The organism is Mycobacterium sp. (genome assembly GCF_035697385.1).
Taxonomy (GTDB): Bacteria; Actinomycetota; Actinomycetes; order Mycobacteriales; family Mycobacteriaceae; genus Mycobacterium.
Window position 1 is genome coordinate 1 of the sequence record NZ_DASSCY010000260.1, and the last position, 10901, is coordinate 10901.

Sequence of the window (10901 nt, forward strand, 5' to 3'; positions counted from 1 at the left end):
GCCGCCGTCGTGTCCACCAGCGTGACCAGCGCTGCACAGGACATCGGTACCTTCATTCGAACGCAACGCGAGGCTGCGCAGGTGTCCGTGCGGCAGTTGGCCGAAAAGGCCGGTGTCAGCAATCCCTACCTCAGCCAGATCGAGCGGGGATTGCGGAAACCCTCCGCCGACGTGCTCAACCAGATCGCCAAGGCGCTGAGGGTGTCTGCGGAAGTGCTTTATGTCCGCGCCGGGATCTTGGAACCCGGCGAGGGCAGCGAAGTCCGCGACGCCATCATCACCGACACGGCGATCACTGAGCGGCAGAAGCAGGTGCTGCTCGACATCTACACGTCGTTTTGCCAACAGAACGAAGCTGCTGAGGGTGAGGAGCCGACGACTGAGACGACTGACTAGAACCAGATCAACCGCTCACTGAACGTCAAACCACAGAACATCTGAAAGGAAGTAAGACATGGCTACCAAAGCGCAGAAGACTCAGAAGAACCAACCGACCGCTGACGATCTGAAGGCCCCGCTGCTCGCCGCCGTTGGCGCCGCCGACCTGGCCCTCGAGCGGGTCAACGAGATCGTTGCCACCCTGCGCGAGCGTGCCGGCGAGGCCCGCACCGACGCCGGAGCACGTGTCGGGGAGACCCGCGCCCGCGTGACCAAGCTGCAGGAAGACCTGCCGACCCAGTTCGACGGCCTGCGCGAGCGGCTGAACAGCGACGAGCTGCGCAAGTTCGCCGAGACCTACGCTGAGACCGCGCAGACCACCTACAACAAGCTCGTCGAGCGTGGCGAGGCCGCCCTCGAGCGGCTGCGCAACACCTCCGCCCTCGAGGAAGGCCGCGAGCGTGTCGAGAGCTACCGCGAGCTGACCGAGGAAGCGCTGGGCAACGTCGCCACGCAGACCCGCGCCGTCGGCGAGCGTGCCGCCAAGCTTGTCGGTGTCGAGCTGCCGAAGAAGGCCGCGCCGGCCGCCAAGAAGGCCCCGGCTAAGAAGGCTCCGGCTAAGAAGGCTCCGGCCAAGAAGGCTCCGGCCAAGAAGGTCACCCAGAAGTAATTCGACGCAAACGATGACGCCCGCATAGGCTGGTGAGGTGATACTTGCCGACCTAGCGGGCGTCATTGTGCTTGCGCTCGTCTTCCTCGCCTTCGTCGTGGGCACCTATTCGTTCGTGCACGCCGCGATGCAGCGTCCCGACGCCTACACCGCGGCAGGCAAGCTGACCAAGCCGGTGTGGCTCGCGATCCTTGGCGTCAGCGTCTTGCTCCTGCTGTTGTTCCGCGATCCGTTCGGGGCGGCGATCGCGGCGGTGGCGTCGGGCATCTACCTCGTCGACGTCCGGCCGAAGATCCTGGAAATCCAGGGCAAGTCCCGATAGCCCCCACATGACCAAAATGCACCGTGCCGTCGCTGCCGCGGTGGCGGCCTTGAGTGTCCCGCTCGCGCTTGCCATTCCAGCGCACGCCGACACCACGCTGCCGCCCCCTTACATCGATCACGTGGAGTGGGCGAAGTGGGGTGACCTGTCAAGCCTGAGGGTGTACCCGACACACGCAGGCCGAGTGGCATCCACCGACTTCGTCGATCCGGCGGGTGCATGGGCCGAGGTGTTGACGCTCTCACCCGACGCCGACATCCCCGGCATGCAGGCGCAGTTCGTATGCCATTGGCAGCTCGCCGAATTGGCCTTTCCCGGTAAGGTCAGCTGGAATCTCGAGCCGTGGCGGCCTGAGGTCGACGACGCCGAGATGGTCGCCGCAGGGTGTAACCCCGGTGGTACCGAAGAACCGTTTTAGTGGGCTCATATACGCGGGATGAGGTGGCCGCGCTCGTCGACCACACGCTGCTCAAGCCAGAAGCGACCGAGGCCGACGTGCGCGAACTGGCAGCGGAAGCCGAAGAACTTCACGTTTTCGCGGTATGCGTATCGCCGTCGATGATCCCGGTCGTCCGGCGATCGCTGTCGCTGGGCCCGACCATCGCGACAGTGGTGGGATTCCCGTCAGGCAAACACTTTTCGCCGGTGAAGGCGCAAGAGGCCCGGCTTGCCGTCGCGGAAGGGGCGAAAGAAGTCGACATGGTGATCGACGTCGGCGCCGCCCTCTACGGCGACTTCGATGCTGTGCGCGCCGACATCGCCGCGGTGCGCGAGGCCATCTCCGAAACCGTCGTTCTCAAGGTGATCGTCGAATCCGCAGCGCTGTTGAGCCTCGGCGATGAGCAGACGCTGGTCGACGCCTGCCGCGCTGCCGAGAACGCAGGCGCGGATTTTGTGAAGACCTCCACCGGCTTTCACCCGTCCGGGGGTGCATCGGTGCGCGCGGTGGAGCTGATGGCCGCGACTGTTGCGCCCCGCCTCGAGGTCAAGGCCAGCGGCGGCATCCGCACCGCCGCTGACGCGATCGCGATGCTCGACGCCGGCGCGACACGGCTGGGGTTATCGGGAACCCGCGCGGTGCTCGACGGGCTGGACTAGTTGGGCGACGAGTGTGGAGTTAATGCACGCGTTCAGCAGAAGAACCGTGCATCAAGTCCACACTCACCGAAGAGTCAGAGACCCGAGAAGCAGGGGTCTTCCCCGCCCTTGGGGATCTCGGCGTTCTGCGTCGAAAACTGGCTCACCACACCGGTATCGGTGACTTCCACGGAATCGGCGTGGATCCCCATCGGGTAGTTCTTCGTCAGCTGCGCGGTGAACGCCTCAAGTGCAGGCTGGACCGTCTCGCGCGGCAGGGTGAAGCCCAGCCCGGTCAGTTCCTGCACCTGCAGCGAGAGCCCGCCGTCGACAACCTCCGGCTTGGCGACGATGCTGCCCAGCGCACCAACCAACTCGATGGTGCCGTCGGATGGGTTGGTCTTCACGCCTGTGACGAAGCTTCCGACGATCGGGATCGCGTCCTGGATCGTCTGCTTGATGCCCTCGGAGCTCCAGGTGATGTGCGCGATCAACGAGCCGATCGAGCCGCTGGATGTCGCGGTGTCCTCGAGCCGGACATCCTTGATGTCCAAGGTGACCTTCATACCCTTGGCATCGCGGATCTGATTGCCCGCGGTTTCGATGTTGATGTTGGTGTAGTGGCCGGACATGTGTTGGATCAGGAACGGCGGCAGCGGGTCGAAGGACGCCTTGGCTTCGTCTTCTACGACGCATCCGGTGACCTTGGCCACGATGCTGTCCGCGCGGCTGCGCGCATACAGCTCACCACCCAGCAGGCTTGCCAGCACCAGCGCCAAGACGATGATGACGACCAGGACGATGGACGTCGGGTCGCTGAAAAGGCTCTTGACCTTCGCCAGCGGCGACGAGCCGGGTTGCTGGGGTGCGGTCTGCGGTGGCCCGGGGGGCGGTGCGTCATAGCCCTGCGGTGGGCCCTGCCCGAACTGTGGCGGCGGTGGGCCGGGCGGGTCCTGATTAGCCGGTCGAGCCCAGGGATCGGTCACCCCAGCGATTGTGCCTTACCGAGATGAGTGAAGTCCGAGCGGTTGCGCAACACCGCGACTGTCTCACGCGCCTTCGCGGCCTCGTCCAGGTCGATGTCGACGACGAGCAGCCGGGGCTTGGCTTCGGCGGCGACCACCACATCACCGAGCGGAGAGGCGACAAGGCTGCCACCGACGCCGGTGGGTCCCAGCGCGGCGATCTCGTCGCCGGGATAGGCCTGGTCGACCGCGGCGATGTAGCCCGTCGTATCGATCGCACGGGCCCGGGCCAGCAGCGTCCACTGCTCGAGCTTGCCTGGCCCGTTTCCCCACGAAGCGTGCACGGTGATGAGTTGCGCTCCGCGCCGGGCCAATTCGACGTACAGCTCGGGAAAGCGGACGTCGTAGCACAGCGTGAGGCCGACATTGACCGGTCCCGAGTCGCCGTCGACCGTGATCACCACGGGTTCGCGGCCCGGTGCGACGGTGTCCGATTCTGCGAAGCCGAATGCGTCGTAGAGGTGGATCTTGTCGTAATGCGTGTCGACACCCGGGCCGGTCGCGATCAGCGTGTTGGTCACCCGGCCGTCGTCGGCGGGGACGAACATCCCGGCGACGACGACGATGCCCGCCCGCTCGGCGATCGCCCGCACACCTGAGGCCCACGACCCGTCCAGCGGCTCGGCGATAGGCGCCAGCGGCACCCCGAACCGGCACATCGTCGCCTCGGGGAACAGCACCAGCCGCGCGCCGGCATCCGCTGCCAGACGTGTGTAGTCCTCGACAAGGCCGAGGTTGGCGGCCGGTTCGGTGCCGGCTTGGATCTGCGCCAGCGCAATCCGCATGCCCGCCAGCCTAGGGCGCGACGGCCGACCGCGGAGCGCCGGCGGGCGCGACATCAGACCACGGCACGGAGAGCACACCGTCACGCATCCGGCGGCGCGGCGGTTCGACCGGGAATCCCTCGTCGCGCAGCAGGTCGAGCATCGCGCGCCAGCGCACCCGCGGACCGAACACACCGTGGCCTGCGACGCTGGCCCATGCGCGGTCGGCGGCCGTGAGCAGCGCGTGGATCGGCTGGCCCGCGACGTTGTGGTGGATCAACACCTTGGGCAGGCGTTCGGCAAGGTCTGAGGGGCGGTCGATGGCGAACGGATCGCAGGCCAGCGTCAGGCTGACCGGCCCTGCGGCGTCCAGCAGCACCCAACTGCAGCGGCGGCCAAGCTCGTCGCAGGTGCCGTCGACGATCAGCCCGCCGGGCGCCAGCCCCGCCTGCATCACCGACCAGGCGTCGGGCACCGCCTCGACCGGGTATTGCCGCAACACGTTGAACGCCCGCACCAAAACCGGTGTGTGCCCGGCCAATTCGAAGCCGCCGAGCGCGAAATCGACTGTGCTCGTTTCGGCCGCGCGCGCGGCGCTGACCCGTTCGGGATGGATCTCCAGGCCCACGACGCGAACGTCGGCGCGCACCGCACGCAACCGCGCCGCCAACTCCAGCGTGGTCACCGGCAGAGCGCCGTACCCGAGGTCGATCACCAGCGGCTCGGCCGCCGCCTGCAGCGCAGCGCGGACCCGCCGCGAGTGCACCAGCCAGCGGTCGCTGCGGCGCAGCCGGTTGTGGCCCGTGGTGCCACGGGTGATCGCGCCCACCGGTTTAGTGATGGCGAGAAATCCAGTCAGAGGTGAAGGCCCGCTCCTCGTCGAAGAGGCCCTGCAAGCCGTTCAAGATCAGCTCCTCCAGCTTGCCGCCGACCAGCGGGATATGGACCTTGCACTCACTGGTCAGCCGCAACTCGCTACCGGTTTCGGTCTCGGTGAGGAGGTACTGGCCGCGGATGTGTCCTGGCGCATGCGTCACGGTCGCGGTGAAGGTGCCGTTGGCGCGGCTCTTCTCGTTGTCGAAGGGCTCGAAGTGTTGCGTGCGCGTGATGATCAGGTCGACGGGGACCACGGCCCTGGCGATCGGCGGCAGATCCCGTCGCCGCACGTGCTGACTGAAGACGATGTCGGTGCCTCGCTCGCCGGAGGAGAACGATGTGACCTCCGAGTGTGGGAGGTGTCGGCGGTAGACCTCCATCAGGCTTTGCCAGTACTGGTGGCTGGTGAAGTCCTGATAGATCTTCTCAGCGGGTGCGTTGTACGCGAGCGTGTAATCCATGCGCCGCGTCATGGAGCATGATTTTACTTACGTTTCAGGCGTTCTCGGTGATCCACACCGTGGTGAAGCGCTGTTCGGCGATCAGCAGATCGACCAGTTGGCTGCCGATGAAGTTCTCGATCTTGCCGCCGACGAGCGGGACGCGGACCTCGACGGTGGCGGTGATCTCCAGCTTCGAGCCGTCGCCCGATTTTGCCGGGATGAGGGCGGCGGTGCCGGTCAACGTCGCTGGCGCGCCGCGGATCGAGCCCTTGACCGTCGCGGTGGCCTGGCCGTCGCGGATCGGGCTCCACGTCTCCTCGCGCACGAAACTCAGGTCGCCGCGGTGGAATTGGATCACCACGCCGGGCAGCCGGTCGGCGCGCAGCGTCTGGGTGGTGACGATGTCGATGCCACCGTCCGGATCGACTGTCATCGAATCCAGCGAGTAGTCGTCGGCGCCGGAATCGGCCAACCGCTCCATCCAGTACTGCTCGTCGCGGAATGCCTGATGAACCTGTTCGACGCTGCCCTCGTATTCGGCGGCCATGTCGAATGATCGCGGCATAGCTGGCCAGGCTACCGTTACCGCCCGTGACCGGTGAGGAAGTCGGGGGTGCGGCCGTCGCCGAGGCGGTGCCGCTCGCGCCGCTGACCACATTGCGCGTCGGGCCCGTCGCGCGCCGCCTCATCACGTGCGACACCACGCAGAAAGTGGTCGCGGTGATGCGCGCCCTGGAGGGCGAGAACCCGCTGATCCTCGCCGGTGGGTCGAACGTCGTGCTGGCCGACGACCTCGCGGACCTGACCGTCGTGTTGCTCGCCAACACCGAGATCACCGTCGAAGGCAACGTCGTGCGCGCCGAAGCCGGAGCCGCATGGGACGACGTCGTGGTGACCTCGCTGGCCCATGGTCTCGGCGGGCTGGAATGCCTGTCGGGCATCCCCGGCTCTGCCGGTGCGACGCCGGTGCAGAACGTCGGTGCCTACGGGGCGGAAGTGGCCGACACGATCCGCCGGGTGCGGCTGCTGGACCGCCGCAGCGGCGAGGACCGCTGGGTTTCGCCGGAGGTGCTGCAGTTCGGTTACCGCACCAGCATCCTCAAGCATTCGCAGGCCGCGATCGTGCTCGAGGTGGAGTTCGCGCTGGACGCCGAGGGGCGCAGCGCGCCACTGCGCTACGGCGAGCTGGCGACCGCGCTTGGCGCCGAAGCGGGTTCGCGCACCGACCCGTTGCGGGCGCGGGAGGCGGTGCTGTCGCTGCGCGCACGCAAGGGCATGGTGCTCGACGACGGCGACCACGACACCTGGAGCGTCGGGTCGTTCTTCACCAACCCCGTCGTGCCGGCCGACGAATTCCATCGGCTACAGACCGAGGTGGAGGGACCGGTGCCGAACTACCCGGCACCCGACGGCGTGAAACTGGCCGCGGGCTGGCTGGTCGAGCGGGCCGGTTTTCACAAGGGCTACCCGGGTGACGACGCCCCGGCGCGGCTGTCGACCAAGCATGCGCTGGCTGTGACCAATCGGGGCGGCGCCACCGCGGCCGACGTGATTGGCCTGGCCAGGACGGTGCGCGACGGTGTTAGAACGACATTCGGGATCGAACTCACACCCGAGCCGGCACTGATCGGGTGCGCACTGTAGGTACGCTGGATCCACGTGAGCCCAGCCGATCCGATGCCGTCGATCAACCGACGGCGGGCACTGACTGCTCTTGCGGTCGGGATCGTCGCGCCGGGCGCGCTGGCAGCATGCGTCAGCAGATCCAGCAAAACGTCCGGTGAAGCAACCGCACCCCCGGCTCCGTCGTTGACGTTCGAGCCTGCCCCCGCCGCCGTCGATGTGTCGCCGACGGCGCCGATCGGTATCGAGGTCAAGGACGGCTGGTTCCAGCGGGTCGCTCTGACCAACCCGGAGGGCAAGGTCGTCGCGGGCACGCTCGACCGCGACCGCACCGCGTTCAACGTCACCGAACCGCTCGGCTACGGCGTCGTCTACACCTGGGCAGGCTCGGTGGTCGGCCGCGACGGCAAGGCCGTCCCAGTGCAGGGCGACTTCACGACCATCAACCCGGACACCCAGGTCAGCGGCCGGTTCCAGCTCGCCGACGGCCAGGTGGTCGGTGTCGCGGCGCCGATCATCATTCAGTTCGACGCGTCGATCAGCGACAAGGCGTCCGTCGAGAAGGCGCTCAAGGTCACAACCGAGCCGCCAGTCGAGGGCAGCTGGGCGTGGCTGCCCGACGAGGTCGGCGGTTCGCGGGCGCACTGGCGCACCCGTGACTACTACCCGGCAGGCACCAAGGTCCACGTCGACGCGAAGCTCTACGGGGTGTCGTTCGGCGACGGCGCCTACGGTGCTCAGGACGCGACGCTGACGTTCGAGACCGGCCGTCGCCAGGTGGTCAAGGCGGAGGCCTCGTCGCACCGCATCCAGGTCCTCGACGCGCAGGGCGCCGTCATCATGGACTTCCCGTGCAGCTACGGCGAGGGCGACCTGGACCGCAACGTCACCCGCAGCGGCATCCACGTCGTCACCGAGAAGTACGAAGACTTCTACATGACCAACCCGGCCGCCGGTTACGCCAACATCCGCGAACGCTTCGCGGTGCGGATTTCCAACAACGGCGAGTTCATTCACGCCAATCCGGCCAGCCTCGGCGCGCAGGGCAGCAGCAACGTCACCAACGGATGCATCAATCTGTCCGAGTCCGACGCGCAGCAGTACTTCAACAGCGCCGTGTACGGGGATCCGGTCGAGGTAACCGGGACACGCATCCAGCTGTCCTACGCCGACGGCGACATCTGGGACTGGGCCGTGCCGTGGGATGAGTGGGTATCGATGTCGGCGCTGTCCGAGCAGGGCTCACCGTCGGGCATTCCCAGCACCGCCCCTGCGACGCCGTCGGGCGCGCCTCAGCCGGTCAACGAGCGGCCCGGCGGCTAGGACTTGCGTCGAGGCTGCGCGGTCTCGACGACGTGAGCCTCAGATGTGACCGGGCATCCCGGCCATCCCCATGCCTGAGGGAATGTGCGGCGTGTCGTCAATGGGTGGCATGTCGTCAATGTGCGGCCCGCCGGTGAATGGGTCAAAGGGCAGCCCGGCGTCGATCGGCGCAACGGGCGGTGGAGGCGGTGGCGGTGGCGGGGGCGGGGGAAGGAACGGGCTCCCGAGGCACGCCGCATCGGCGGGGTTCGACATGCATGCGGGATCGTTTGGGCCGGTTGGCGGGCCCGGGGGTGCCGGAGGGGCATACGGGCCGCCGGCACATATCGGATTGGTCGGCTGCTGGATACACGCGGGATCAGACGGACCCGTGGGGCCTTGCGCGTTGGCCGGAGCAGCCACGCCCGTCGCGGCCATTGCGATAAACGCCCCGGCCACAACGGCTTTCGTCATCGTGCGGCAACTTAGGGCAGTCGTCCAGCTCATATGTCGCTCCTTTGGTGAGGACCGCACAGTCGGCGCTGTATCAACGCGATCGTCGCATACCTGCCGTCCGCACACCGCCAAAACCGACCTTGCCTTAATTGCCGTCCGTGACAATTGTTTTCGCGATGTCAGCGGCGATTGAAGCGCGATCCACTGGCTCCACTGACCTGGTCGCGTGGCCGGATCACGATGGTGTCCAGGTCGACGTGCGACGGCCGGGATGCGACGAACCCGATCACCTCGGCGACGTCTTCGGCCACCAACGGGGTGACCCCTTCGTAGACCTTCTCGGCGCGCTGCTCGTCGCCGTCGAATCGGCGCAGTGAGAAGTCCGTCTTCACCATGCCGGGCGCAATCTCGGTGAGCCGCACCGGCTTTCCGAGCAGCTCGCTGCGCAATGTGCGGTGCAGTACGCCCTGGGCGTGCTTGGCGGAAGTGTAGCCCGCACCGCCGTCGTAGATCTCGACCGCGGCGATCGAGGTGACGGTGACGATCAGGCCGTCGCCGGACTCGATCAGCTTCGGCAGCAGCGCCTTCGTCACGCGCAGCGTGCCCATGACGTTGGCCTCCCACATCCAGCGCCAGTGGTCCAGGTCGGCGTCGGCGACGGGCTCCAGGCCGCGGGCGCCGCCGGCGTTGTTGACCAGCATGTCGACCCGGTCCAGGGCGCTCGCCAATGCGGTGACGTCCTCGTCGCTTGTGACGTCGGCCACAATTGCGGTGCCACCGATCTCGTCGGCTAGTGCCTTGATGGGGCCTTCCCGTCGTGCTACGCATACGACGTTAAAGCCTTGTCCTGCAAGCATTCTCGCGGTCGCTTCGCCTATTCCGGCGCTCGCGCCGGTGACCACAGCGACCCGTCTGTCGGCTGAAGGTGTCGTCATCTGCCCAACTTTAGTTGGCGTGCTAAGTTCGCCATGTGTACCGGAGCTGTTGTTGTCGCCGCGTGATCAGCCGCGCCTGACCGACCCCGGATTTCTCACAGTCTCCCGTCGAGTCGCAGGTGTGGCCAGGACCCACCAGCCGACTTCGACAAAGGACATGCCCGTGCGCACCACCACGACTCTCCGTCAGAACCCCACCGCCGCCCACACCAAGCGGGCGCTGCTTTCCCGGCCCTACATCGTCGCCCCGTCGCTGCGGGTCGCTGACGGCGCAGCCGCGTCGGTGTTCGGGGCGGCGCGGCTGCGTGGCCCGATCGCCCGCGACGTCATCGCCCAACTCACCCGGCTGAGCATCGCCACGGTGAACCGGCAGGTCACCGCCTTGCTGGATGCCGGGGTGCTGCGTGAACGCGCAGACCTTGCCGTCTCCGGCGCGATCGGGCGTCCGCGGGTGCCGGTTGAGGTCAACCACGAGCCGTTCCTCACGCTCGGCGTCCACATCGGCGCGCGCACCACCAGCATCGTGGCCACCGACCTGTTCGGCCGCACGCTCGACGTGGTCGAGACGCCGACGCCGCGGGGTACGCAGGCCGCCGCGCTGGCGTCTCTGGCCGGCAGCGCCCGGCGGTACCTGAGCCGCTGGCACCGTCGCCGCCCCCTCTGGGTTGGGGTGGCCGCCGGCGGTGTCGTCGACTCCACGACTGGATACCTCGACCATCCGAGGCTGGGCTGGTCCGAGGCCCCCGTGGGTCCGGTGCTGGCAGAGGCGCTGGGCCTGCCGGTGTCGGTCGCCTCGCACGTCGACGCGATGGCGGGAGCTGAACTGCTGCTCGGGGTGCGCCGGCTGCCAACGGCGTCGTCGACGAGCCTGTACGTGTACGCCCGCGAGACCGTCGGCTTCGCACTGTCGATCGGCGGCCAGGTGCACTCGCCCACCAGCGGCCCCGGCACCATCTCCGCGTTGCCTGCGCAGTCGGACCTGCTCGGCGGAAGCGGGCAGCTCGAGTCCACCGTCAGCGACGAGGCCGTG

Annotated in this window: 15 protein-coding genes; 8 read left to right on the forward strand and 7 right to left on the reverse strand. The window is 67.6% G+C overall.

Annotated elements, in window-relative coordinates:
- From VFH65_RS21690 to deoC, 5 genes are all read left to right on the forward strand, one after another.
- A partial coding sequence (locus tag VFH65_RS21690; protein ID WP_414688480.1) for a helix-turn-helix domain-containing protein occupies positions 1-396 on the forward strand: 396 nt, incomplete at its 5' end.
- Between the two features lie 58 nt (positions 397-454).
- Positions 455-1048: a heparin-binding hemagglutinin gene (locus tag VFH65_RS32085; protein WP_414688481.1), complete on the forward strand. Its 594-nt coding sequence runs from the start codon at positions 455-457 to the stop codon at positions 1046-1048.
- Between the two features lie 37 nt (positions 1049-1085).
- Positions 1086-1370, forward strand: a complete 285-nt coding sequence (locus VFH65_RS21700; RefSeq protein ID WP_353324112.1) for a DUF2516 family protein — start codon at positions 1086-1088, stop codon at positions 1368-1370.
- A gap of 16 nt (positions 1371-1386) precedes the next feature.
- Complete coding sequence (locus tag VFH65_RS21705; protein ID WP_353324130.1) at positions 1387-1788, forward strand: DUF2599 domain-containing protein; 402 nt, start codon at positions 1387-1389, stop codon at positions 1786-1788.
- Positions 1788-2468: a deoxyribose-phosphate aldolase gene (deoC, locus tag VFH65_RS21710; protein ID WP_353324114.1), complete on the forward strand. Its 681-nt coding sequence runs from the start codon at positions 1788-1790 to the stop codon at positions 2466-2468. The genes VFH65_RS21705 and deoC overlap by 1 nt, the downstream gene beginning before the upstream one ends.
- Before the next feature lie 74 nt (positions 2469-2542).
- On the opposite strand, the gene VFH65_RS21715 is transcribed toward deoC, so the two are convergent.
- The 5 genes from VFH65_RS21715 to VFH65_RS21735 are packed head-to-tail and all read right to left on the reverse strand — an operon-like array spanning position 2543 to position 6120.
- Entirely contained in the window at positions 2543-3433 is an 891-nt protein-coding gene (locus tag VFH65_RS21715; RefSeq protein ID WP_353324116.1) for a DUF2993 domain-containing protein, read from the reverse strand.
- Positions 3430-4257, reverse strand: a complete 828-nt coding sequence (locus VFH65_RS21720; RefSeq protein WP_353324117.1) for a carbon-nitrogen hydrolase family protein — start codon at positions 4255-4257, stop codon at positions 3430-3432. The genes VFH65_RS21715 and VFH65_RS21720 overlap by 4 nt, the downstream gene beginning before the upstream one ends.
- A gap of 10 nt (positions 4258-4267) precedes the next feature.
- Positions 4268-5065 (reverse strand): class I SAM-dependent methyltransferase, encoded by a 798-nt coding sequence (locus VFH65_RS21725; protein WP_414688482.1) that lies wholly within the window; start codon positions 5063-5065, stop codon positions 4268-4270.
- Positions 5066-5069: 4 nt separating this feature from the next.
- On the reverse strand, positions 5070-5585 hold the full coding sequence (locus tag VFH65_RS21730) for a DUF2505 domain-containing protein (RefSeq protein WP_353324119.1): 516 nt from the start codon (positions 5583-5585) through the stop codon (positions 5070-5072).
- 22 nt (positions 5586-5607) lie between these two features.
- Positions 5608-6120: a DUF2505 domain-containing protein gene (locus VFH65_RS21735; protein WP_353324120.1), complete on the reverse strand. Its 513-nt coding sequence runs from the start codon at positions 6118-6120 to the stop codon at positions 5608-5610.
- Positions 6121-6146: 26 nt separating this feature from the next.
- Here VFH65_RS21735 and VFH65_RS21740 point away from each other — a divergent pair, with 26 nt between their 5' ends.
- Positions 6147-7199, forward strand: a complete 1053-nt coding sequence (locus VFH65_RS21740) for a UDP-N-acetylmuramate dehydrogenase (protein WP_353324122.1) — start codon at positions 6147-6149, stop codon at positions 7197-7199.
- A gap of 15 nt (positions 7200-7214) precedes the next feature.
- Positions 7215-8501 carry a L,D-transpeptidase gene (locus VFH65_RS21745; RefSeq protein WP_353324124.1) on the forward strand — a complete coding sequence of 429 codons (1287 nt, stop codon included), beginning with the start codon at positions 7215-7217 and terminating at the stop codon, positions 8499-8501.
- A 39-nt stretch (positions 8502-8540) separates the two neighbouring features.
- Here VFH65_RS21745 and VFH65_RS21750 read toward each other — a convergent pair whose 3' ends face one another.
- Together VFH65_RS21750 and VFH65_RS21755 are read right to left on the reverse strand one after the other, a co-directional pair.
- A complete protein-coding gene (locus tag VFH65_RS21750; RefSeq protein WP_353324126.1) occupies positions 8541-8954 on the reverse strand; it encodes a hypothetical protein in 414 nt (137 codons plus the stop codon).
- A 161-nt stretch (positions 8955-9115) separates the two neighbouring features.
- A complete protein-coding gene (locus VFH65_RS21755; RefSeq protein WP_353324127.1) occupies positions 9116-9871 on the reverse strand; it encodes an SDR family oxidoreductase in 756 nt (251 codons plus the stop codon).
- Positions 9872-10028: 157 nt separating this feature from the next.
- Between VFH65_RS21755 and VFH65_RS21760 the strand changes: the two genes are divergently transcribed.
- On the forward strand, positions 10029-10901 hold an 873-nt coding region (locus VFH65_RS21760; RefSeq protein WP_353324133.1), incomplete at its 3' end, for an ROK family protein.

Bases quoted from the DNA above. Each gene is read 5' to 3' on its own strand.
- VFH65_RS32085 (WP_414688481.1), top strand. From the start codon at position 455: ATGGCTACCAAAGCGCAGAAGACTCAGAAGAACCAACCGACCGCTGAC.
- VFH65_RS21705 (WP_353324130.1), top strand. From the start codon at position 1,387: ATGCACCGTGCCGTCGCTGCCGCGGTGGCGGCCTTGAGTGTCCCGCTC.
- VFH65_RS21720 (WP_353324117.1), bottom strand. From the start codon at position 4,257: ATGCGGATTGCGCTGGCGCAGATCCAAGCCGGCACCGAACCGGCCGCC.
- VFH65_RS21730 (WP_353324119.1), bottom strand. From the start codon at position 5,585: ATGACGCGGCGCATGGATTACACGCTCGCGTACAACGCACCCGCTGAG.
- VFH65_RS21735 (WP_353324120.1), bottom strand. From the start codon at position 6,120: ATGCCGCGATCATTCGACATGGCCGCCGAATACGAGGGCAGCGTCGAA.
- VFH65_RS21750 (WP_353324126.1), bottom strand. From the start codon at position 8,954: ATGACGAAAGCCGTTGTGGCCGGGGCGTTTATCGCAATGGCCGCGACG.
- VFH65_RS21755 (WP_353324127.1), bottom strand. From the start codon at position 9,871: ATGACGACACCTTCAGCCGACAGACGGGTCGCTGTGGTCACCGGCGCG.